Here is a 22384-nt window from a genome sequence, read left to right on the forward strand (position 1 = left end):
TGCCTCCGGAGGGAGCCACCGCACCGCCCCCACGGCCACGGACCACGGCGTAGGACGTCGGACGGCCCGACTTCCTACGCGCGGGCGCGGCCCGCCCACCCGCGATCGCACCGAAAGTCGACCCCGCCGACTTCCTGCGCCCGCCCGCCCCGCCTCCCTCATCTCGCCGTCCCCTCTGCCAGTTCGCGGGCCAGCAGGGCTGCGCCCTGGCAGCCGGCGCGGGGGCCCAGGTGGGCGGGGACGATCTCGGGGACGGTCTGGAATGTCAGGCGGGCTGCCAAGGCGGTCCGCAGGGGGGCCAGGTGGTGTTCGCCGGCTTCGGCCAGGCCTCCGCCGATGACGACGCGATCGGGGTCGAGCAGGGTGACGGCGGCGGCGAGGCCTTCCGCCAGGGCCTCGACGGCCTCGCGCCAGACGGTGACCGCCGCGAAGTCTCCGGTCCGGGCGCGTTCGGCGACCTCCTGGGCGTCCACCCCGGTGCGGCCGGTCCTGCGGGTGTAGCGGCGGGCGATGGCGGCGGCCGAGGCGATCGTCTCCAGGCAGCGCCGGCCGCCGCAGCCGCACGGTTCGTCGGCGGCGAGTTCCACCGGGAGGTGGCCGAGTTCGCCGGCCCTCGCGTGGCTGCCGGTCAGCGGGCGGCCGTCGACGACCAGGGCCGCGGCGACGCCGGTGCCGATCGGGACGAACAGGAAGTTGTCGCAGCCGCGGCCGGCCCCGAGCCGGGCTTCGGCGAGGCCACCGGCCCGGACGTCGTGGGCGAGGGCGACGGGGATGCCGAGCGCCTCCGCGAGGCGGTCGCGGACGGGCAGCCGGCGCCAGCCGAGGTTCGCGGCGAGCTCCGAGCGGCCGGCCCGCTCGTCGACGATGCCGGGGATCGCGACGCCGGCCGCCACCGGGCGGTAGTGGTCGGCGAGTTCGCGCGCGGTGGCGAGCACCGTCGCCAGTACCGCCTCCGGGCCGTGTTCGGCGCCGGTGGGGCGGCGGGTGGCGGCCCGCAGCCGGGCGTCCGGGCCGGCCGCGCCGCCCTTGACCCAGGTGCCGCCGACGTCGAGCGCGATGACCGTGGTCACGGCCGGGTGAGGACGATCGACCGGGTGAGGTGGCGCGGCCGGTCGGGGTCGAGGCCGCGGGCCTTGGCGAGTTCGACGGCGAGCCGCTGGGCGCGGATCAGGTCGGCGAGCGGGTCCAGGCCGGTGACGGAGGTGGTGGCGCCGATCTCGTGGACCTGGTCGAGGAGTCCGGCCGGGGGCTCGCCGAAGAACCAGACGACGGTGTCCGGCGCGGTGACGCTGATCGGGCCGTGCCGGTACTCCATCGCCGGGTAGGACTCCGTCCAGGACCCGGCGGCCTCCCGCAGTTTGAGTGCCGCCTCGTTGGCGAGGCCGCCGGTCCAGCCGGTGCCGAGAAAGGTGAACTGCCGTGCGCCGAGGGCGCCTTCGGGCAGGTCGGCGGCCAGCGCCCGTTCGGCCTGCTCGGGCAGGTCGGCCGGGGCGTGGCCGAGCCGGGCGCGCAGCAGGGCGAGGGTGGTCGTGGCGAAGCGCGTCTGGACCACGGACTCCTCGTCCGCGAAGGCGAGGTCGACGACGGTGTCCGCGACGGCGCTGATCGGCGTGGTGGGGTCGCCGGTGATCGCGGTGCGGGGTGTGTGCTCGGCGCGCGCGAGCGCCGTCAGGACCTCGGTGGTGGTGCCGGAGCGGCTGAGCGCGAGGAGCCGGTCGTAGCGGCGGTCGGCCGGGAACTCGGAGGCCGGGAAGGCGTCCGTCTCGCCGTGGCCGGCGGCCTCGCGCAGCGATGCGTACGCCTGGGCCACGTAGAGCGAGGTGCCGCAGCCGATGACGGCCACACGCTCGCCCGGCTCGGGCAGCCCGGCCGGTTCCAGCGCCGACGCCCGCCGCCAGCAGTCCGGCTGAGCCGCGATCTCACGCTCGACGTGGCTGGGCCCCACGTGACTGGGCGCCACGCGATCGGGCTCGACGTGACTGGACTCGACATGACTCACAAGGGCCTCCCCGCCTACGGCGCCAACGGCTCACACGCCACTCATGCTCAAATCTGCCGCACTTCACGCCAAACAGATCAATTTTGAGCAACCGGCGGCGAGGCTACACGCAGTTCCACTCACACGGAAGACCGCCTTCTCCCGGCAGTCAGTCCGGCAACACTTCGATAACGCGCCCGCCATGGCCGTCGCCAAGGGGGCACACTCTGGGCACGCTACTGATCGAAACTGATTGTTGATCGGCGCGATCGCACAACTTCACGCAGCTCACGCGGTTCACGCAGCTCATAGACTCGCAAAGGCGGTCCTGCAATGAAGCGGCCTCTCCTCGCCCTGTCGGCGGCCGTCCTGGCCGGCACCCTCGCCCTGTCGGCGTGCAGCAAGGGCTCCGGCTCCGGCGGCACGTCCGCCGACGGCGTCACCACGATCCGGTTCGTCGCCGCCGACTACGGCTCCAACGGGCAGAACCCGAGCCAGGCGTACTGGCAGGGCGTCATATCCGCCTTCGAGCAGCGGAACCCGAAGGTCAAGGTGAACCTCCAGGTCATCAACTGGAACGACCTCGACACCCAGGTCAAGACCATGGTCCAGAACGGCAACCAGCCCGACCTCCTCCAGACCGGCGGCTACGCCGACTACGCGAAGAACGGCATGCTCTACCCGGCGGGCGACGTCCTGTCCTCCGCCACCGCCGACGACTTCGTGCCCGCCCTCGCGAAGGCCGGCGTGCAGGACGGCACCCAGTACGGCGTCCCGTTCGTCTCCAGTGCCCGGATGTTCCTGATCAACAACGTGCTCTTCCGCAAGGCCGGCCTCGACCCGGCCAACCCGCCGAAGACCTGGGACGACGTCACCGCCGCCGCGACCGCCCTCAAGAAGGCGGGCGTCGAGGTGCCGCTCGGAGTGCCGCTCGGCAAGGAGGAGGCGCAGGGCGAGTCGTTCATCTGGATGCTCGGCAACCACGGCGGCTACCAGGACGGGGGCGGCAAGTACGCCATCAACTCCCCCGCCAACGTCGCCACGTTCACCCAGCTGAAGTCCTGGGTCGACGCGGGCCTGACCGAGCAGAGCCCGGCGGCCGTCAACCGCACCGACCTCACCAAGGACTTCGCGTCCGGCAAGGTCGGCATGCTCAACGGCATCCCGACCCTGCTGGGCGACGTCAAGAACATGGACGTCAGCTGGACGGCGATGCCCGGCAAGGACGGCGTCAGCCCGTCCACGCTCGGGGTGGCCGACTGGGTCATGGCCTTCAAGAAGGGCGGTCACAAGGACCAGATCAAGGCGTTCCTCGACTTCGCCTACGCCAAGGACAACGCGGTGACGTTCGCCAAGGAGTACAGCCTGCTGCCGGTCACGAAGTCCGCGCTCACCGCCCTCCAGGCCGACCCCGACGAGCAGGCGCTCGCGCCGTTCCTGCGCATCCTGCCGACCGCCACCTTCTACCCGCTCAGCGACCCGACGTGGCCGGGCGTCTCGGCCCAGGTCAAGACGCAGATCGGCACCGCCGTGAGCGACCCGAGGAAGGCACTGGACGCGCTCCAGCAGGCCGCCGTCCAGGCCGGCCAGTAGCCGTGCCCCGCCCTCCGGTCCCCCGCCAACGGCCCCACCGGGACCCGCTGCGCCGCCTCGGCCCGGTGCCCTGGCTGGCGCCCGCCGTCCTGCTGATCCTCGCCGTCGTCCTCTGGCCGGTGGTGGAGATGGTCCGCACGTCGCTGCGGCGCATCGACACCACCGGCACCGACCACGGCGCGGCCGGCCTGGCCACGTACCGCAAGCTGTTCGCCGATCCGCGGCTGCCCGAGGTGCTCGGCTGGACGGTGCTGTGGACGGTCGCCGTCGTCGGCCTGACGATGCTGCTCTCGCTCGCCCTGGCCCAGCTGTTCAACCAGGACTTCCCCGGCCGGCGGTTCACCCGGTGGGCGCTGATCGCGCCGTGGGCGGCGTCCGTGCTGATGACCGCGATCGGCTTCCGGTGGATGCTCGACCAGGTCGCCGGGGTCCTCAACCGGCTCCTGGTGGACCTCGGCCTGATCGACCGCCCGCAGGCCTGGCTCGGCGACGCCGCGCACGCCAAGCCATGGCTGATCGCCGTCGCGGTGTTCGTCTCCCTGCCGTTCACCACCTACACGCTGCTGGCCGGCCTCCAGACCGTGCCCGCCGAGGTGTACGAGGCGGCCCGGGTCGACGGCGCGTCCCGCCGGCAGACCTACCGGCTGGTCACGCTGCCGCTGCTGCGCCCGGCGTTCCTGGTCGCGCTGGTGGTCAACCTGATCAACGTCTTCAACTCCTTCCCCGTCATCTGGGGCATGACCCAGGGCGGGCCCAACGCCGACACCGCCACGACCACCGTGTTCATGTACATGCTGCGCGGCTACGACGTCGCCGAGTCGGCGGCCATGTCGGTGGTCAACTTCGCCGTCGTGATCGTCATGGTGCTGCTCTTCCTCAGGGTCAGCCGCTGGAACGAGGAGCAGGACCAGTGAAGCGCTTCGCCCCCCGGACCCTGCTGCTGGCCGCCACCGCCTGGGCGCTGGCGGCACTGTTCCTGCTGCCGTACGTGGAGATGCTCGTCACCGCGGGCCGCCCGGCCGACGAGCTGCGCGACAACGGCTACCTGCCCGGCCACTTCGACTGGTCGTCGTTCACCGCGGTGTGGCGGGACACGACGCTCGGCCAGAACCTCCAGGTGACCCTGGTGGTCGCGGGCGGTTCGACGCTGCTGGTGCTGCTGGTCGCGCTGCCCGCCGCGTACTACACGGCGCGGGTCCGCTTCCGGGGGCGCAAGGCGTTCCTGCTGCTGGTCCTCGTCACGCAGATGTTCCAGCCGACGGCGTTGCAGGTGGGTCTCTACCGGGAGTTCTACACGCTCGACCTGCTGGACACGATCCTCGTGCTGGTGCTCGCCAACGCCGCGTTCAACCTGGCGTTCGCGATCTGGATCCTGAGCGCCTACATCGCCGCCATCCCGGTGGAGCTGGAGGAGGCGGCCCGGATCGACGGCACCGGCCGGCTGGGCGCGCTGGGGCGGGTGACGCTGCCGCTGGCGCTGCCGGGGGTGGTGACGGCGGTGATCTTCACGTTCATCGCGTCCTGGAACGAGTTCATCATGGGCCTGACCCTGACGACCTCCCCGGACCGGCAGCCGCTGACCGTCGGGATCGACAACATGATCGGCGCCTACAGCGTGCAGTGGAACCAGGTGTTCGCGGCGTCGTTGGTGGCGATCGTGCCGGTCGTCGTCCTGTTCGCGGTGATCGAACGGCACGTCGTCTCGGGCCTGACCGCCGGCTCGGTCAAGTAGCCATCCCTGAAACGGCGTTCACACCCGCAGGACGTGCACCCCGCAGTCCGCGATCGCCTTCTCCTGGGCGTCCGTCATGCCGGTGTCCGTCACGATGTCGTGCACCTCGGCGAGCGGGCAGATCGACGCGAAGGTGACCCGGCCGACCTTGGTGCTGTCCGCCAGGACCACCGACCGCGCGCTGCTGCGCAGGAACGCGCGGTCGGTCTGGGCCTCCATCTCGTCGTGCGTCGTGCAGCCCTCGTGCGGGGTGAGGCCGTCGACGCCGACGAACGAGACGTCGAAGTGGTACTGGGAGAGCATCCGTTCGGCCGCCGGCCCGATCAGCTCGTAGCTGGCCGAGCGGGCGATGCCGCCGATCACCACGAGGCGGACCTCGGGGCGGACGATGAGCTCGGCCGCGACGTTGACGGCGTTGGTGACGACGGTGACGCCGCCGCGCTCGGCCAGCACCCGGGCCAGCTCGCTCGTCGTCGTGCCGCCGGTGAGGCCCACGACCGCACCCTCGGGCACGAGGTCGGCCGCGGCGCGGGCGATCCGGCGCTTCTCCTCCTGCTGCTTCTCGCTGCGGTGCCGCAGCGGCAGTTCGAGGTTGACCGCCCCGGTGACGGCCCCGCCCCGGGTGCGGTGCAGCAGCCCCTGATCGTGCAAATCCTGGAGATCCCGGCGGACCGTGGCCCCCGATACCCCGAGCAACTCGGCGAGCGCGTGCACGTCCGCGCTTCCCGCCTCCGAGATGTGGGACAGGATCCGCGCGGCGCGATCAGCTTTGAGCATGACCGGAGTGTAGCCCCGGGGCACGACACCTGCGCAGTCCTGGGTGATTCCCGCACGACCCGCCATACGGCCCGGGATCACGACCTGCGCGAAGCTGCGCAATTTGCCATGGACCAATCAACAATGAACATGGCGAGGCGGACGGCATGGAGAGCGACAGCCGCCCCGGGCCGGCTGGTCCGGGGCGGCTGTTCGGGGTCGCTGTTCCGAGCGGAGAACCGCGGTGAATCCGACGGTCAGAAAGCCGAGTTGGCGAACCAGAGGGCCGGCAGGGCCTCGTCGCCCTCGACGAGCACGGCCTCCGACGCGCGGTCGACGCGCCCGTACAGGAGGAGCAGCAGGTCGGCGGCGGTGGCGGAGACGGTCGCGTCGGCCGGGCCGGCCGCGGCGTCGTGGTCGAGGCCGAAGCCGTCGGGGCGGAGGCGCACGAGCCAGCTGTCGTCGCCGTCGGTGCGGGCGAAGCGGATGGTGCGGTCCTCGGCGCGGAGCTCGGCGGTGTCCGGGGCGAAGAAGGCCGCGTGCGGGAGGTTGGTCAGGAACTCGTCGACGCCGTCGGCGGCGAGCTCCGGCGCGATGTCCGCCTTGCCGCCGAGGGCGAGTTCGGCGTCGACGCGGTGGACGAGGGTCTCGAACAGCATGCGGCGCACCCAGAAGCGGGCGTGCTGGTCGGCGCCCCAGGCCCACATCGGGGCGTCGAGGTCGGTCGCGGCGAAGGTCTCGCCGGCCTCGGCCGCCGCGTCGGCCAGCCAGTCGGGGTACGCCTCGACCTGCTCGGGCAGCTTGAGGTCGACGTCCCGGCTGGTGGGCGGCGCCTGGATCCGCTGGCGCAGCAGAACGGTGAACCAGCGCTGGACGCTGCCCGCGTGGCGGACGAGGTCGGCGAGGGTCCAGCCGGGGGTGGTGGGCACCGGGGTGGCCGGGTCGGCGGCCCGTACGGCGGCGACGAAGCGGGCGGTCTCGGCGGCGACGGCGGAGCCGTGGTCGAGTGGGTTCATCGGTGTGGTCTCCGGGGGTTCGAGAGGGTGCGGGGGCTCAGACGAGGGGCTTGTCGACGACGGCCTTGAGGTGGCTGAAGGTGTCGATCGAGTACTCGCCGTGGTAGCGGCCCATGCCGCTGCCGCCGACGCCGCCGAACGGCAGCTCGGGCATCGCCAGGTGCAGGACCGGCAGGCCGAAGTTGAGCGCGCCCGACGACGTCTCCTCGGCCAGGCGGCGCTTGGTCTGCGCCGACTCGGTGAAGGCGTACAGGGCGAGCGGCTTGTCGCGCTCGTTGATGAAGGCGATCGCCGCGTCCAGGTCGGGGACGGTGAGGACGGGCAGGATCGGGCCGAAGATCTCGTCCTGCATGACCGGGGCGGTGGGCTCGACGTCGGCGAGGACGGTCGGGGCGAGGTAGCGGGCCGCGCGGTCGTGGGTGCCGCCGGTGACGGTGCGGCCGTCGCCGAGCAGCGCGGTGAGCCGGTCGAAGTGGCGCTCGCTGACGATGCGTCCGTAGTGCTCGGCGCCGGCCGGGTCGTCGCCGTACAACTCGTGGACGGCGGCGACGAGTTCCTTCTCCAGCTCGGCGGCGGTGTCGCCGACGGCGAGCACGTAGTCCGGGGCGACGCAGGTCTGGCCGGCGTTGAGGAACTTGCCACGGGCGATCCGGCGGGCGGTGACGGCGAGGTCGGCGCCGGGCTCGACCACGACCGGGCTCTTGCCGCCGAGTTCGAGGGTGACCGGGGTCAGGTGCCGGGCCGCGGCGGCCATGACGATCCGGCCGACGGTGCCGTTGCCGGTGTAGAAGATGTGGTCGAAGCGCTGCTCCAGCAGCGCGGTGGTCTCCGGCACGGCGCCCTCGACGACGGCGACGGTCTCGCCGAGGTAGCGCGGCAGCAGCTCGGCGATGGCCGCGGAGGTGGCGGGGGTGAGCTCGCTGGGCTTGACGACGGCGGTGTTCCCGGCGGCCAGCGCGCCGACCAGCGGCGACAGGGCCAGCTGGAGCGGGTAGTTCCACGGCGCGATGATCAGCACGACGCCCAGCGGGTCGCGGACGACGGTGGCCTCGGCGGGCCGGAACGGCTCGGGGACGGCGGCCGGGCGCGGGCGCAGCCACTCCTCCACGTGCGCCACGGTGTGGTCGAGTTCGTTGAGCGTGAAGCCGATCTCGCTGCGGTAGGACTCGGCGGCGCTCTTGCCGAGGTCGGCGCGCAGGGCCTCCTGGAACACCTCGGTCTGCTCGGTGAGCAGGGCGCGCAGGGCGGCGAGCCGGTCGAGGCGGTCGGCGAGCGGGCGGGTGCGGCCGGTTCCGAACGCGGCCCGCAGCCGGGCGACGGCGGTGGGGATGTCCTCGGCGACAGGGGCGTGGGCGGAGGATCCGGACAGTGCGGTCATGGGGTTCTCGCGGTCCTTCGGGATGGCTTGCGCACATCGATGTTTCATCACTTGAAGCAATACCGACGCTAGACGTGAAAGGTTGAGTTTGTCAATCATTTCCCCGGGGTGCCGCGCGAGGTGCCGCGCGAGGTGCCGTTCGGCCCTCCGCCCCGGGCGCCGCCCGTACCTCCATTGATTCGCCCCCACCTGGCCCGATACGGCACAGTGAGCCATATGAGCGCGAACACGAGGAGTCACGTACCCCCCGGACGGCGCAAGCCCGTCCAGCAGCGCAGCCAGGAGCGGTACGGCCGCATCCTGGACGCCTGCGCCGGGCTGCTCGACGAGGTCGGCCCCACCGCGCTCACGACCAAGGAGGTCGCCGCCCGCGCCCAGGTGCCGATCGGCACCCTGTACCAGTTCTTCGCCGGCAAGGAGGACCTGCTCGCCGCGCTCGCGGGCCGCAACCTCGACCGCTACCTCCAGCGCCTGGACGACCGGCTCGCGCAGGCCGCCCCGGTCGGCCCGGCCCGCTTCACCGACCTCGCGGTGGACGAGTTCGTCACGATGAAGCGCGCCGTGCCCGGCTTCGGGCAGCTCGACTTCGGCCTCGCCGGCGCCACCGTCCCGTCCGGAGTCCGCGACGAACGCCACCTGCTCGACGCGGGCGTGGACAACAACACCGCCGTCGCGCTGCGCCTCCAGGCGCTCGGTGGCGAGCTCTTCGAGGCGAGCGACCCGGCCGCCCTCACCCTCGCCCTGCGGGTGGCCCTGGAGGCCGCCGACGCGGTCCTCAAACTGGCCTTCCGGGGAGACCCGGACGGGGACCCGGCGCTGATCGCCGAATGCAAGCGGTTGGTGCGCGGTTACCTGGCGGAGCAGCTCGCGTAGCCCCCACGGAACGCGGCCGTCCCGTCCGCCCGAGGCGTTGCGGGGCCGCTCCCCGCGCCGCACAGTGGAAGGCAGACCGGCCGCCGAGGCGGCCACCGCGACCCGAGGAGCAGACCCATGCACGCGGCAGTAGGTGACCAGCTCCACATCCACAGCAACGCGATCGGCCGGCTGGACCAGAAGGGCACCATCACCGAGGTGCGCGGCACCGACGGCCAACCGCCCTACGTCGTCCGCTTCGAGGACGGCCACGAAGGCCTGATCTACCCGGGCCCCGACTGCAACGTCGAACCCGCGCAATCCCTGCGGGCGGAACGCTGACCGACGCGCCCGCCGCCCCGTCCCCGACCCGGGCGAGGTGGTGAGGAGCGGTGTCCGCCCCCGCGACCCCGCTGCCCGGGGCACTCGCCGGGCTGGCGCCACTGCTGGACCACTACGGGTACCTGGCGGTGGCGCTGCTCGTGCTGCTCGACAACTGCGGCATCCCGGTGCCCGGGCAGACCATCCTCGTGCTCGCCTGCGTCTACGCCGGCAGCGGGCACCTCGACTTCGCCGCCGTCCTGGTGATCGCCTTTGTCGCCGCGACGCTCGGCAACTCCCTCGGCTACCTGATCGGCAGCACCGGCGGGCGCGCGTTCGTCCACCGCTGGGGCCGGTACGTGCTGCTCACCCCCGCCCGGATGGAGCGCGCGGACGACTTCTTCGCCCGGTACGGCGGGACGGTCGTCGTGGTGGCCCGGTTCATCGACGGGCTGCGCCAGACCAACGGCATCATCGCCGGGACCACGGAGATGCCGTGGCGGCGGTTCGCCGTCTTCAACGTCATCGGCGCCGCGCTCTGGACGGCCGTGTGGGGGACGTTCGGGTACCTTGCCGGCGCGAACATCGGCGAGGTGTACCGGACGGCGGTTCGCTACCAGCTCTGGTTCGCCATCGGGCTCGGGGTCGTCGTGGCCGCGCTCCTGGCACGCCAGGTGGTGCGCTACCGGCGCCGACGTCGCGAGGACGCCGACACCGACGCCGACACCGACACCGACGCCGACATGGACGCCGACGGAGACGGCGGTTAGCCCAGCGGGAACACCTCGAACGGCACCGCGAAGCGCACCCCGAGCCGGCTGCCCGCGCCCCGGCCGAAGCCCTCCAGGAACTCCCGCGGGTCCGCCATCGGGCCGCCCAGCCCGGCCAGGTACGCCTTGTGCTCCCGCAGCGAGGCGACCCCCAGGTCGAAGGTGTCCGTGGTGTCCACCGCGTGCCGGGCCTCCGGGGAGGCGGCCGCCCAGACCTGCCGGACGCCGTTCCACGGCTCGTACCCCTCGTCGACCAGCTCGCGGAACACCCACCGGTTGCCCGCGTCCCGGACGGCGTCGAGGGTGGCCCGCCCGACCGCGACGTGGTCGGCCTGGTTGAGCATCGTCCCGCCGTACGTCTCGCGGAAGTTGCTCGTGATCACGATGTCGGGCCGGTGTCGGCGCACCGCGCGGGCGATGTCCCGGCGCAGCGGCAGCCCGTACTCCAGCACGCCGTCCGGGTGGCCGAGGAACTCGACGGTGTCGACGCCGACCACGGCCGCCGAGGCGATCTGCTCGGCCTCGCGCAGCGGACCGCACTCCTCGGGGGCCATCGAGTCGATCCCGGCCTCGCCGCTCGTGACCATCACGTAGACCACCTTCTTGCCCTGCCCCGTCCAGCGCGCGACGGCGGCGGCCCCGCCGTACTCCATGTCGTCGGGGTGCGCGACGACGGCGAGCGCCGTCTCCCAGTCCTCGTCGACGGGCTCGAACGGCTCGGGCGCCTGCTCGCTCATGGCGGTACTGCCTCTCGGTGCGGCTCTACGGCTCTACGGCTCTACGGCTCTGCTTCGAACTTTCGTTCCGGAAGCGAGCCTAGAAGACGACGCGTCAGAGCGCGTCCCGGACCTGCCCCTGACCCGCACGTCAGGCTTCGGCCTCCCGGCACCGCAGCGGAGTGCTGCCGCGCCCGCCTGAGGAGGGCCGGCCCCGGGCGACGAGGGCTGAGCACGAGTGCCGCGGAAAGGCACTCGCCCGGTACGTCCACGACGGGGGCGTGGGCGTACCGGGCGAGGGTCCGGGGCCCGCCGTCAGGTCGCGTCGGGGGCCGGCTGGGGGGCGAGCGGGGCCGGGGCCGGGGCCGGGGTGGGCCACTGGATCCGGGTGGCGCACAGGGAGACGATCCCGGCCGAGGCGGCGACGGCGGCCATGCCCCAGACCAGGCCGGCGCCGTCGGCGATGAAGCCGATCACGGCGGGGCCGGCGAGCAGGCCGGTGGTGCCCATCGCGGCCACCAGGGACAACGCGTCGGAGCCCCGGCGGGCCGCGGCGACGTAGACGCACGGGGTGACGGCGGCGACGCCGAGGCCGACGCACGCGAAGCCGAGGAGGGTCGGCAGCACGCCGCCGGAGAGCAGGGCGAGGGCGAGCCCGGCGGCGGCCAGCAGGCTGCCGGCGCGGACGATCCGGCCGTCGCCGAAGCGGGTGCGCCAGCCGTCGGCGAAGATCCGGGTGAGGACCATCATCACCGAGACGACGGCGATGCCCAGCGGCGCGATGCCGGCGCTCGCCTCGACGACGTCCTTGAGGTAGAGCGCCGACCAGTCGTTCATCGCGCCCTCGGTGACGGTGCCGAAGACCATCGCGAGGCCCATCCACAGCGTCGCCATAGCGGGGAGGGCGAAGCGGCGCCGTCCCTTCTTTTCCGGGGCAGCCCCCTCCTGAGCAGCGGGTTCCTCTGCCAGCAGCGCCGGGCGGGCGAGCGCGACCAGGGCGACCAGCACCGCGACCGCGACGCCGAAGTGCACCGGCATCGTGTCGGTGGCCGCGGTGACGGCCGAGGCGAGCAGCGCGGCCAGCAGTGAGCCCGCGCTGAACGTCGCGTGCAGCCTGGACATGGTCGTGCGCCCGAAGCGCGCCTCCAGTGCGGCGCCCTGGGCGTTCATGGCGACGTTCAGGCAGCCGACCGCGACGCCGTCGCAGAACAGCACCAGCAGCGTGACGGCGTAGTTGGGCACCACCGACAGCGCGAGCAGCACCCCGCCGAGCGCCAGCGCGGACAGCACCGACAGCGGCCGGGAGCCGATGCGCCGCATCAGCACCGCGACCAGCGGGAAGGACACCGCCGCACCGACCCCGCAGGTCATCAGCAGCAGCCCGATCTCCGCCTCGCTCAGGTCGAGCCTGGCCTTGAGCGCGGGCACCCGGGAGACCCAGGTCGCGTACTGGAAGCCGAGGACGAAGAACAGTGCGGCGATGGCGAGTTGGTGTCGGCGGAAGTCGTCGCGGACGCGGATCATGTGCATCAGCCCAGTTCGGTGGCGAGGGTGGGAACGAACACGGCGGGGGCGGCGGGCCGCAGGGGCATCGCCATGTAGACGGCCTCGGGGCCGTAGCTCTCCGGCAGGCCGACCTCGGGCCTGGCGCGGTAGCCGAGCCGGGCCCACACGGCCTGGGCGCCGAGGACGGCGACCAGTGAGACCGTCCGGTAGCCGGCCGCCAGCGCGGTGTCGTGCAGGTGGCGCATCAGGCGCGGCGCGAGGCCCCGGCCGCGCAGTTCCTCGGCGATCACCAGGTCGTGGGCGTGCATGTTGCTCGACTTCGCCGGGCCCGGCCGCTCGCCGAGGCTCAGGTCCGGGCTGTGGAACAACGGATAGGGCAGCGCGAGCAGGTAGCCGCCGACGCGGCCGGCGTGCTCCAGCACGTGGCAGGTGCCGGGCGAGGCGGCGTGCCGGGAGCGAAGCGCCTCGCGGCCCTCGCAGAGGCCGTGGTCGGCGTAGGCGCGGGCCTCCAGGGCGACGATGGCGTCCCAGTCCTCTTCCCGCACCGGGCGGATCCGGATGTCGGCGGTCACTCGCCGCCTCCTATGCAGGTGTACGGGAGCGGCGCGAAGCCGTTGAACCCGCGGGTGGCGTAGGCGGTCGCGTACGCGCCGCAGGCGTGCACCCACACCGGGTCGCCGGAGGCGACCGCGCGGGGCACCCGGACGAGCCCGTCCTCCAGCGCCTGGTACGCGTCGTCGCTGTCGCAGGTCGGCCCGGCGACGACGGCGTCGACGAACCGGTCGCCGGGGTGGGTCGGGAACTCCAGGCGGTACTGCAGCTCGTCCATCTCGTACAGGCCGTTGAACTTGCCGCAGCTCAGGTAGAGCCAGTCCTCCCGGGTGCCGTCGAGCTGGCGTCGGGAGGTGAGCCGGGCGACGTGGGCGCGGATGGCGCCGTGGTCGGCGACCAGGTGGCGGCCGGGCTCGATGATGAACTCCACGGGTGCGGAGGAGAGTTCGCGCAGCCGGTCCATGCCTTCGCGGATCACGGCGAACATCTTGTCCAGCGGCGGGTGCAGCGCCCGGCCGCGCCGGTCGAGCACCCCGAGGGCGGGCAGGCCGCCACCCAGGTTGATGGTCGCGGGCGTGATGCCGCGCCGGTCGAGCGCCTCGACGACGGCGGCCAGCGCGTCGATCGCGGCGTGCCAGGCCTCGGCGGTCATCTGCTGCGAGCCGACGTGGACGGACAGGCCGGACGGGGTCAGACCGGCCGCGCGGGCCGCCTCCAGCACCCGGACGGCGTCCTCGGGCGCGCAGCCGAACTTTCGGCTCAGGCCCCACAGCGCGCCGTCACCGGTGGTCGCCAGGCGGCAGAACACCCGGGAGCCGGGGGCGTGGTCGGCGATCGCCTCGACGTCCTCCAGGCAGTCGGTGGCGAAGTCGCGCACGCCGAGCCGGTACGCCTCGGCGATGTTCGCGTCGGACTTGACGGTGTTGCCGTAGTGGATCCGCTCGGTGCCCACGCCGGTGCGCAGCGCCTGGGCGATCTCCTGCGGGGAGGCCGCGTCGAAGCCGGCGCCGAGGCCGGCCAGTCGGGCGAGGACCTCGTCGACCGGGCAGGCCTTGAGGGCGAACCGGACGTCGATGCCGGGGAGTTCGGCCGTCAGGGCGGCGTACTGCGCGGCGATGCCGTCGAGGTCGTAGATGATCCGGTCGTCGGTGGCCGCGGCGAGTGCGGCACGCAGCGCCGAGGGGTCGTGGACGTGTGCGGGCTCGTCGGGTCCCGGCGGGAGGAGGCCGGGCGGAAGGGCGCCCTGGAGGGAGGAGCGGTGCGGGGTGTGCGGGTGGAAGGTCGTCGTGTGGAGCTTCGCGGCTGGTGCGGCAGTCTCGCGTGACATGTGGGTGCGGCTCCTGGTCCCGGCTAGCACGGCAGCCGGTCGGCTGGGGTGGCGCGGCTCGCCCGTACGAGCGGACCCCACGCGTCGGTCAGCAGCGCGAAGTCCTCGATGTCCGCCTGCGCCTCGTCGAGCAGGCGCTCCCGCAGGGGTGCCAGGTGGTCGGCGAACTCGGCGTACTTGCCGCCCAGTCGCCGGTAGCAGCGGTCGAGGACGGCGAGCCGCCGGTGGTTCTCCGCCCGGTCGGTCGCGGCGCTGCGACGGGCGGATTCGGCGATGACGTCTGCGCGCACGCGGTGCCCGGTGTCGAGCAGCGCGTCGCCGGCGGCCTCCATCTCGGAGTAGACCGGGTAGAGGTAGAGCATGGAGAGGAGGAACTTCGTGTAGCGCAGCTGGTAGGCGGTGAAGCCGGCGCCGGTGCGCCGTTCCGGCGTGTAGTAGTTGACGATGTGCCGGTTGTGGACGACGCCGGGCAGGGTGGCGTCGCGGACGAGGTGCAGGAGGAAGTAGTCGCTGCCGATGGTGGCGGTGGCGGGCGGCAGCGGGACGCGTTCGTAGACCTCGTGATCGAGGGCGATGTTGCACATGTCGACGCGCCAGATGTCGGGCAGGTCGAGGACGGCGCGGTCGCGGGAGAACGGTTCGGTCCCGGCCCCGACGAAGGACTCGGCGACGAGTTCGCGCCGCTCCTCCTCGGTGGCACCGGTGGGCGCCCAGAGGCCGACGACCTCGTGGTAGACGGCCGGGTCGGCCTCGCGTATCTCGCCGATGTCGACGGAGAGTTCACCGACGAAGGAGGCGCCGACGAGGCTCACGGGCTTGTCCGCGTGGGCCGGGTCGAGGGTGGTCTCGGTGACGGCTCCGGCCGCGTCGGCGGCCCGCCTGCCGAGGGTGGCGAGCTCGTGGTCGACGGGGAACACCGGCTCGCCGTCCAGGAGTTGGTAGTGGCTGTCGGAGTCGCGGCGGTGCACGGAGGTGCAGCCGAGGGCGGCGGCGATCAGGAACGCGCGGTTGGTGCAGGCGCCGTAGGACACGGCGTCCGGCAGCATGAGCTCCAACAGGTGCTCCGCGCCGTCGAGCCCGGAGCGCGCGATGACGTCCCGCAGGAAGGCCCGCTGGGCTTCCTCGTCGAGGTGGTGGACGACGACGTGTTCCGCCGCGGGGAGCGCGGCGACGGCCTTGGCGTGCTCGTCGTAGGTCGGGCCGTCCGCGGAGTCCAGGATGAGCAGGTGCACCTCGACGCCGAACGTCCTTGCCGCGTGGGCGGCCTCGGCGAAGGTCCCGGCGATCGTCCCGGCGCAGGCCCGGTTGGTCGGCAGGGTCAGGCAGATTCTGCGCCGCACGCTACTCCCCCTCCCCGGCGGCCTGCCCGTCGTGCCAGGACCTGAGCCCGAGCAGCTTCTCGCCCAGCTCCGTGAGCTCGGCGGGGCCGTAGCGCAGCGCCTCGGGCTTGTCGGCGTCGCCGACGAGGGTGCGGTTCCAGTCCGGCGTGCTCAGGGTGCGCCAGGAGTCGACGCGGGAGCGGCGCATGTCCTCGGCCTCCTCCAGCGCGGGCATCATCGACAGGTACTGCACGGCGCGGACGCCGGCGGCGGAGGTGTTGCGCTCGACGCCGTGGGCCAGCAGGCCGTTCCAGATCAGCAGGTCGCCGGCCTTCAACTCGGGCCGGACGACCGGGTATTCGGCGCGGTCGACGTCCGGGCGGATCGGGTCGCGGTCGGCCGGCTGGGCGGCCTGCCAGGCGTTGAAGCGGCGGAACAGCTCCGGGTTGCACTGGAAGCCGCCGTGGTCGGGCTCGGTGTCGTTGAGCGCGATGATGCCCTGGACCCGCTGGGGCAGCATGCCGAGCGTGGTGTCGACGTCCCAGTGCAGTTCGATGTCGAAGCCGCGGTCGGAGGGTTCGATGAGCGCGCGGTCGCGGTTGCGGACGTTGGGCGGGTTGAGGTTGAGCCGGTCGAGGGTGACCCACAGCTCCTCGCAGTCCCAGACGTCGACGAAGGCGTCGTAGACGCGCTGCGACTGGCGGCTGTCCCAGATCAGCTGGTGGTGGTAGGCCTCGACGAAGCCGTAGATGTGCAGGTGCCGGTCGAGTTCGTCGCGGTAGTCGCGCTCCCGGTACCAGTCCTCGGGGCGGTCCGGGGACAGCCCCTGGAAGTCCCAGGCGAAGTCGAGCAGGCGCCGGGCCGCGTCGGCCGGGACGGCCTCCTTGACGACGACGTAGCCGTACGTCCGCCAGAACTCCAGGTCCTCCTCGGACAGGACGCGCAGCGGCCGCGTCTTCCGGATGTCCCGCAGGGCCGTCTGCGCGAGGTAGGACTCACCGTCGGCGCTGAAGTAGGGGCGTTCGGAGGCGGCCCGGTGCAGATATCCGTCAGGCTTCGGCATGAGCAAGTCACTCCATGGTTCGTGTTCGGCACGGCACTTCCCGGATGGACGAGTGCGGGCGCGACGGACCGGAATTCTCACCAGGTCGGGCGGCCAACTCGTCGGCGCGGCAGGGCACCTCACCCCGCCTCAGCCGTCGCCGAACGGCGCGCCCCCTACGTTGGACTAGACCAACTAATGGTGTCAACCCTCCACTGCGGATTGCCAATAGGGAAATCCGCGCAGCTCAAGGCCACCGCCGGGGTTCGCGTTATGTTTCGCCGAGGGACATAACCCCGGAGGCATTGTTTCGGAAATTGACATAAAAATGGCCGCCCGGATGTGAACCCGGACGGCCGTCCGAACGTTGGGGCGGGCCTCCGCCGCGCCGGCGGGGGTGCCTGCCCCGGCAGCGAGTCCATGAAGGAGGTCACCGGGAACACCGCCTTCCCCGCGCCCGCGGGCCCGGCCCGGCGGTTGGCCGTAGCTTTTTCGTATGGCACGCCCGATCCGCACGGCACGCCGCTCCCGGGCCGCCCGGCTCGCCCCGCCCGGCTGGCTGACCGCGGGACTGCGGCCCGCCCGCGCGCCGGTCCCGTGGGCCGCGGCCGCCCGGGCCTCGGTGGCGCTCGCCGCGCCGCTCGCCGTCGGGACGGCCGCCGGGCGGCCCGGGTACGGCGCGCTGGTGTCGATGGGAGCGCTGTCCGGCGTCATCGGGGACACCGCCGACGCCTACCGGATGCGGGTGTTCAACATCGCCGTGCCGCAGCTGTTCGGCGCCCTCGGCGTGCTGCTGGGCGCCCTGGTCTTCCACGAGGGCTGGACGGCCGTCGTCGCGCTGACGCTGATCGCGCTGGTCTCCGGCATGATCTCCTCGATCGGCGCGGTCGCGTCGGTGTCCGGGCTGCTCCTGCTGCTCAACGCCGTGGTCGGCGCGGGCCTGCCGCTGCCGTCCCCGTGGTGGCTGCCGCCGCTGCTGCTCCTCGCGGGCGGCGGGGTCGTGCTCGCGCTCACCCTGCTCGCGTGGCCGCTGCGCGGCGGCACGCCCGAGCGCGCGGTCGTCGCCGGCACGTACCGGGCCGTCGCCGAGCTCCTGGAGGCCACCGGCTCCCCCGGCTACGACGCGCGCCGCCAGGCCCTCACCCAGTCGCTCAACCACTCCTACGACCTGCTGCTCGCCCGCCGGGCCCGGCGCCACGGCCGCTCGCGCACCCTCGTGCGGCTGCTCGCCCAGCTCAACGCGGTGATCCCGGTGGTCGAGGCGGCCTCGGCCGCCCAGCTGCGCCCGAGCGACCTCGGGCCGCTGCCGGCCGCCTACCCGGCCGCGGTGCGCAGCCTCGCGGACGCCGTCGAGGCGGGCCGCGCCGGGCCCGCGCCGGCGCCCGAGCTGCCCGTGCCCGCCGGGCCGTCCACCCGCGCCCTGCACGAGGCCATCGGGCACGCCGCCACCGTCGTGCGGGAGGACCAGCCGGACCCGTACGCCGCCGACGACCGCCTCGGCCGGCCCGCCGGGCTGCACGAACGCGCCCGGCGCACGGCGCGCGCCCTGCTGCTGTCCGGCGCGTCCTGGCGGTACGGGCTGCGGCTCGCGCTGTGCATCGGCCTCGCGCAGGTGCTGGTGTCGGTGATCGCGGTGCCCCGCTCGTACTGGGTCACGCTCACCGTCACGTTCGTCATGAAGCCCGACTTCGGCTCGGTGTTCTCCCGCGCGGTGCTGCGCGCCTTCGGCACGGCGGCCGGGCTGCTGATCGCGATGCCCGTGCTGGCCGAGGTGCCGCACGGCTGGTGGGACGTGCCGGTGATGGCGGTGCTCGCGCCGCTGATCCCGATCCTGTCCGCCAAGGGGTACGCGTTCCAGACGGCCGCCATCACACCGGTCATCCTGATGCTCTCCGACCTGCTCAACCACCAGGGCTTCCACCTCGTGCTGCCCCGGCTCGTCGACTCGCTGATCGGCTGCGCCATCTCGCTGCTGGCCGGCTACCTGCTGTGGCCCGAGAGCTGGCACACCCGCATCGGGGACCGCCTGGCCGAGGCCGTCGCCGACACCGCCTCCTACGTCTCGCTCGCCTTCACCACCGGCCCCGGCGGCGACGAGCCCGGCCGCGCCCGCTACCGGCGGCGCCTCTACCGCGACCTCTCCACGGTGCGCAGCGAGTTCCAGCGCGCGCTGACCGAGCCCCCTCCGGTCGGCACCCGGGCACAGGCGTGGTGGCCGCTGGTGATCGCCGTCGAGCGGATCGTCGACACCACGACGGCGACCAGGGTGCGCGTCGAGCACGGCGCGCCCGTCCCGTCCCGGGCCGAGGTGGCCGCGATCACCCGCGAGCTGAGCGACCTGGCGCAGGCCCTGCGCACCGGCGCCGCCCTGCCCGCCCCCGGCCCGCAGGCGCCGCTGCCGCCGGACTGCGCCCTGTTCCGCGTCCACCACGAGGTCCGCGCCGCCCGCGCGGTAGCGGCACCCACCGGGTAGCGAGGGCGTGTCCGTCGGCGAGGTTCGTGCGCCCGCCGGGTAGGGACCGGCTAGTCCTGGATGCGGCGCCAGGGCCGGTCGGCCTCCAGGGCGAAGGCGAGTTCCAGCAGGAGGCGCTCCTGACCGTGGGCGGCGGAGAGGTGGACGCCGATCGGGAGGTCGTTCTGGGCCGCGCCGGTGGGCAGGGCGATGCCGGGGCCGCCGGTGACGTTGTTGACCGGGGTGAACGCGACGTAGCGCAGCAGGCGCTCGATCAGTTCGTCGTAGGCGACGTTCGGGCTCAGGTGGCCGATCGGCGGGGCGACGTGGGCGAGCACCGGGGACAGGATCGCGTCGTGGGTGCGGAAGATGCCCGCGTACGTGGCCTCCGCGGCCCGCAGGCGGCGCAGCACGCCCGGGGTGCGGCGGAACTCGCGCTGGTAGCCGCGGCGCAGGCCGGTGGTGAGGCCGTCGAGGTCGCGGGCGCGGAAGCCGGGGTCGAGCATCAGCTTGCCGGTGACGGCGATCGCCCAGGCGATGGAGCCCCAGTAGGAGACGAAGTCGCGGGAGAACTCCTCGTCGAAGGGCAGGGTCGTCGGTTCGACGTGGTGGCCGAGGGCCTCCAGGCGGGCGGCGGTCTCCTCGACGGCGCGGCGGGTCGGCTCGTCGGTCTTGGCGATCGGCGAGTCCACCACGAGGCCGATCCGCAGCCTGCGCCGCCCGGGGCCCTCGACCAGGCCGATCGGCGGCAACCGCGGGTTGGCGCGGTGCTGTTCGGCGGCGGCGAAGAACGCGGCGGTGTCCCGCACGGAGCGGGTGACGACGCCGTCGGTGACGATGTCGAGCGGCAGTTTGCCGCTCTGCGCGTTGGTGACCAGCCGGCCCCGGGTGGGCTTGAGGCCGACCAGGCCGCAGCAGGCGGCGGGGATCCGGATCGAGCCGCCGCCGTCGTTGGCGTGCGCGATCGGCACGACGCCGGAGGCGACCAGGGCGGCCGCGCCGCCGGAGGAGGCGCCGGGAGAGTGCGAGGGCTTCCACGGGTTGCGCACGGGCTGGGCGGTGGCGAACTCTGTGGAGGCGTTGAGGCCGAACTCGGGCAACCGGGTCTTGCCGAGGACGGCGAGGCCGGTGGCGAGGAACTGGTCGGCGAAGGGGGCGTTGCGCCGGGCGGGCCGGGCCCGGTAGGCGGCGCTGCCGTTGGCGGTGGGCAGGCCGCGCAGGTCGACGTTGTCCTTGAGGTAGGTCGGGACGCCCCACAAGGGCCCGCCGACGCCCGCGCGGCTGATCCGCGGCCGGTCGTGGGAGTCGTGGGCGAGGGGCAGCAGCGTGTCGTCGACGCGGGCGGCGCGGGCCACGGCCGCGGCGACCAGTTCCCGGGGGTTGACCTCGCCGGCGCGCACGAGGGCGGCGAGCGCCACCGCGTCGTGCTCGCCGAGGGCGTCGTCGGTGAACGCGTGGACCCGCTCGTCGGCCATCCCCACTCCCCAATTCCTACTGACCGGTAGTCTCGCAAGAGGGTGGCAGTCTAGGCGCGCGACCGCGCCCGCGGATAGTCCCCGCTCCACCCCGCCGACCGCCCCTGCCGACCCCTTCCGGGCCAACCCCCGGACGGCGCACGGGTGTTCGGCGCACGCCCCCGCGTTCACCAGCCCGCCGCCCGGCGCTCGTTTCGCCGACTCCCGCCGGGGAAGCTGCCGATCACCTGCCCCCGCACCCCCAAGGTGACGCCCGTGCCCCACCAGTACACCTCGGCCACCGCCCCCGGCGCCCTGCCCCTGCTCGGCCACGTGCCGGCCTTCGTCCGGCGCCCGTACGAGTTCGTGGCCGGGCTGCCTGCCCACGGAGACCTCGTGCGGCTGCGGCTCGGTCCGATGGACGCGTACGTCGCCTGCCACCCGGACCTCGTCCGCCGCATGCTCACCGAGGACCGCACCTACGACAAGGGCGGGCTCGTCGTCGACAAGGCCCGCGAGGTCTTCGGCGACGGCCTCGCCACCTGCCCGGCCGCCGCGCACCGCCGCCAGCGCCGGATGGTCCAGCCCGCCTTCCACCGCGACCGGCTGCCCGGCTACGCCGCCATGATGGCCGACGAGATCGTCGACGTCACCGCGCCCTGGCGCGACGGCGAGGTGGTCGACGTCCCCGCCGCCATGTACCGCCTGACCACCGCCGTCACCGCCCGCTGCCTCTTCGCCGCCCACGAGCGGGCCGGGTCGCTGCCCGTCCACCGGGCCATGGACGTCGTCACCCACGGCGTCGCCCGGCGGATCATGATGCCGCTGCCCGGCGCCGACCGGATCCCCACCCCCGGCAACCGCCGCTACCACCGCGCCCGCGCCGACCTCGCCGAGATCACCCGCCGCCTCGTCGCCGACTACCGCGCCGCCGGCACCGACCACCGGGACCTGCTCTCGATGCTGCTCGCCGCCCGCGACGAGGACGGCAGCGGGCTGACCGACGAGGAGATCCACGACCAGGTGATCACCTTCCTGCTCGCCGGGATGGAGACCACCGCCGCCACGCTCTCCTGGGCCTGGACGCTGCTCGCCGCCCACCCGGCGGTCCGCGAGCGGCTGCACGCCGAACTCGACACCGTCCTCGACGGCCGCCCCGCCCGCCACGAGGACCTGCCGGCCCTGCCGCTCACCGCGCGCGTCGTCAACGAGACGCTGCGGCTCTACCCGGTCTCGTGGCTCCTCAGCCGCGTCGTCACCGGGGACGGCACCGAGCTGGGCGGCCACCACGTGCCGGCCGGCGCGACCGTCCTGTTCAGCCCCTACCTGCTGCACCGCCGGGCCGACCTGTTCCCCCGCCCCGACCGCTTCGACCCGGACCGCTGGCTCGACACCGCCCGCCCCACGCTCGGCACCTACGCCCCCTTCGGCGCGGGCGCCCGCCGCTGCATCGGGGACGCCTTCGGGACGACGGAGGCCGTCCTCGCCATCGCGACCATCGCCGCCCGCTGGACGCTCACCCCGACCCCCGGCCGCCCCGTCCGCCCGATGCGCAGCGCCGCGATGCGCCCCCGCCCGTTCACGGCCACGCTCACCCGCCGCCGCTGAGGGGGCAGCGGG

General features: G+C 73.6%; 20 protein-coding genes. 8 read left to right on the forward strand and 12 right to left on the reverse strand.

Annotated elements, in window-relative coordinates:
- Positions 1-158 precede the first annotated feature (158 nt).
- Both PUR71_RS38255 and PUR71_RS38260 read right to left on the reverse strand, forming a co-directional pair.
- Positions 159-1070, reverse strand: coding sequence for an ROK family protein (locus PUR71_RS38255; protein WP_329931891.1), 912 nt, complete (start codon positions 1068-1070; stop codon positions 159-161).
- Positions 1067-1960, reverse strand: a complete 894-nt coding sequence (locus PUR71_RS38260) for an SIS domain-containing protein (protein ID WP_329931892.1) — start codon at positions 1958-1960, stop codon at positions 1067-1069. Before PUR71_RS38260 ends, PUR71_RS38255 begins: the two co-directional genes overlap by 4 nt.
- A 351-nt stretch (positions 1961-2311) precedes the next feature.
- Here PUR71_RS38260 and PUR71_RS38265 point away from each other — a divergent pair, with 351 nt between their 5' ends.
- Genes PUR71_RS38265 through PUR71_RS38275 form a run of 3 tightly spaced genes read left to right on the forward strand, consistent with a single transcriptional unit; the run spans position 2312 to position 5303 of the window.
- Entirely contained in the window at positions 2312-3571 is a 1260-nt protein-coding gene (locus PUR71_RS38265; protein ID WP_329931893.1) for an extracellular solute-binding protein, read from the forward strand.
- Between the two features lie 2 nt (positions 3572-3573).
- Positions 3574-4485: a carbohydrate ABC transporter permease gene (locus PUR71_RS38270; protein ID WP_329931894.1), complete on the forward strand. Its 912-nt coding sequence runs from the start codon at positions 3574-3576 to the stop codon at positions 4483-4485.
- Positions 4461-5303, forward strand: coding sequence for a carbohydrate ABC transporter permease (locus PUR71_RS38275; protein ID WP_443077728.1), 843 nt, complete (start codon positions 4461-4463; stop codon positions 5301-5303). The genes PUR71_RS38270 and PUR71_RS38275 overlap by 25 nt, the downstream gene beginning before the upstream one ends.
- 18 nt (positions 5304-5321) lie before the next feature.
- Here PUR71_RS38275 and PUR71_RS38280 read toward each other — a convergent pair whose 3' ends face one another.
- The 3 genes from PUR71_RS38280 to PUR71_RS38290 all read right to left on the reverse strand — a co-directional run bounded on the left by PUR71_RS38280 (position 5322) and on the right by PUR71_RS38290 (position 8453).
- On the reverse strand, positions 5322-6080 hold the full coding sequence (locus tag PUR71_RS38280; RefSeq protein WP_329931896.1) for a DeoR/GlpR family DNA-binding transcription regulator: 759 nt from the start codon (positions 6078-6080) through the stop codon (positions 5322-5324).
- Positions 6081-6316: 236 nt separating this feature from the next.
- Positions 6317-7075 carry a maleylpyruvate isomerase family mycothiol-dependent enzyme gene (locus PUR71_RS38285; RefSeq protein WP_329931897.1) on the reverse strand — a complete coding sequence of 253 codons (759 nt, stop codon included), beginning with the start codon at positions 7073-7075 and terminating at the stop codon, positions 6317-6319.
- A 37-nt stretch (positions 7076-7112) separates the two neighbouring features.
- A complete protein-coding gene (locus tag PUR71_RS38290; protein ID WP_329931898.1) occupies positions 7113-8453 on the reverse strand; it encodes an aldehyde dehydrogenase family protein in 1341 nt (446 codons plus the stop codon).
- A 216-nt stretch (positions 8454-8669) separates the two neighbouring features.
- Between PUR71_RS38290 and PUR71_RS38295 the strand changes: the two genes are divergently transcribed.
- The 3 genes from PUR71_RS38295 to PUR71_RS38305 all read left to right on the forward strand — a co-directional run bounded on the left by PUR71_RS38295 (position 8670) and on the right by PUR71_RS38305 (position 10396).
- Entirely contained in the window at positions 8670-9326 is a 657-nt protein-coding gene (locus PUR71_RS38295) for a TetR/AcrR family transcriptional regulator (RefSeq protein ID WP_329931899.1), read from the forward strand.
- A gap of 117 nt (positions 9327-9443) precedes the next feature.
- Positions 9444-9647: a DUF1918 domain-containing protein gene (locus PUR71_RS38300; protein ID WP_329931900.1), complete on the forward strand. Its 204-nt coding sequence runs from the start codon at positions 9444-9446 to the stop codon at positions 9645-9647.
- Between the two features lie 50 nt (positions 9648-9697).
- Positions 9698-10396 (forward strand): DedA family protein, encoded by a 699-nt coding sequence (locus PUR71_RS38305; protein WP_329931901.1) that lies wholly within the window; start codon positions 9698-9700, stop codon positions 10394-10396.
- On the opposite strand, the gene PUR71_RS38310 is transcribed toward PUR71_RS38305, so the two are convergent.
- The 6 genes from PUR71_RS38310 to PUR71_RS38330 all read right to left on the reverse strand — a co-directional run bounded on the left by PUR71_RS38310 (position 10393) and on the right by PUR71_RS38330 (position 16879).
- Positions 10393-11133 carry a PIG-L deacetylase family protein gene (locus PUR71_RS38310; RefSeq protein WP_329931902.1) on the reverse strand — a complete coding sequence of 247 codons (741 nt, stop codon included), beginning with the start codon at positions 11131-11133 and terminating at the stop codon, positions 10393-10395. The genes PUR71_RS38305 and PUR71_RS38310 overlap by 4 nt on opposite strands.
- A 294-nt stretch (positions 11134-11427) precedes the next feature.
- Entirely contained in the window at positions 11428-12636 is a 1209-nt protein-coding gene (locus PUR71_RS38315; protein ID WP_329932044.1) for an MFS transporter, read from the reverse strand.
- A gap of 5 nt (positions 12637-12641) precedes the next feature.
- Complete coding sequence (locus PUR71_RS41425; protein WP_443077723.1) at positions 12642-13190, reverse strand: GNAT family N-acetyltransferase; 549 nt, start codon at positions 13188-13190, stop codon at positions 12642-12644.
- Positions 13187-14497, reverse strand: coding sequence for a type III PLP-dependent enzyme (locus PUR71_RS38320; RefSeq protein ID WP_329932045.1), 1311 nt, complete (start codon positions 14495-14497; stop codon positions 13187-13189). The genes PUR71_RS41425 and PUR71_RS38320 overlap by 4 nt, the downstream gene beginning before the upstream one ends.
- Before the next feature lie 23 nt (positions 14498-14520).
- The gene (locus tag PUR71_RS38325; RefSeq protein ID WP_329931903.1) at positions 14521-15837 is read right to left on the reverse strand and encodes a DUF6271 family protein; all 1317 of its coding nucleotides are present in this window, start codon (positions 15835-15837) and stop codon (positions 14521-14523) included.
- A 1-nt stretch (position 15838) separates the two neighbouring features.
- Positions 15839-16879, reverse strand: a complete 1041-nt coding sequence (locus PUR71_RS38330) for a phytanoyl-CoA dioxygenase family protein (protein WP_329931904.1) — start codon at positions 16877-16879, stop codon at positions 15839-15841.
- Between the two features lie 475 nt (positions 16880-17354).
- Here PUR71_RS38330 and PUR71_RS38335 point away from each other — a divergent pair, with 475 nt between their 5' ends.
- Positions 17355-19331 carry an FUSC family protein gene (locus PUR71_RS38335; protein WP_329931905.1) on the forward strand — a complete coding sequence of 659 codons (1977 nt, stop codon included), beginning with the start codon at positions 17355-17357 and terminating at the stop codon, positions 19329-19331.
- Between the two features lie 50 nt (positions 19332-19381).
- Here PUR71_RS38335 and PUR71_RS38340 read toward each other — a convergent pair whose 3' ends face one another.
- Entirely contained in the window at positions 19382-20785 is a 1404-nt protein-coding gene (locus PUR71_RS38340; RefSeq protein WP_443077724.1) for an amidase, read from the reverse strand.
- 255 nt (positions 20786-21040) lie between these two features.
- Between PUR71_RS38340 and PUR71_RS38345 the strand changes: the two genes are divergently transcribed.
- Positions 21041-22372 (forward strand): cytochrome P450, encoded by a 1332-nt coding sequence (locus tag PUR71_RS38345; RefSeq protein ID WP_329931907.1) that lies wholly within the window; start codon positions 21041-21043, stop codon positions 22370-22372.
- Positions 22373-22384: the final 12 nt, after the last annotated feature.

The sequence above is a fragment of the Streptomyces sp. SP17BM10 genome (assembly GCF_036322405.1).
In the GTDB taxonomy this organism is placed as follows: Bacteria; Actinomycetota; Actinomycetes; order Streptomycetales; family Streptomycetaceae; genus Kitasatospora.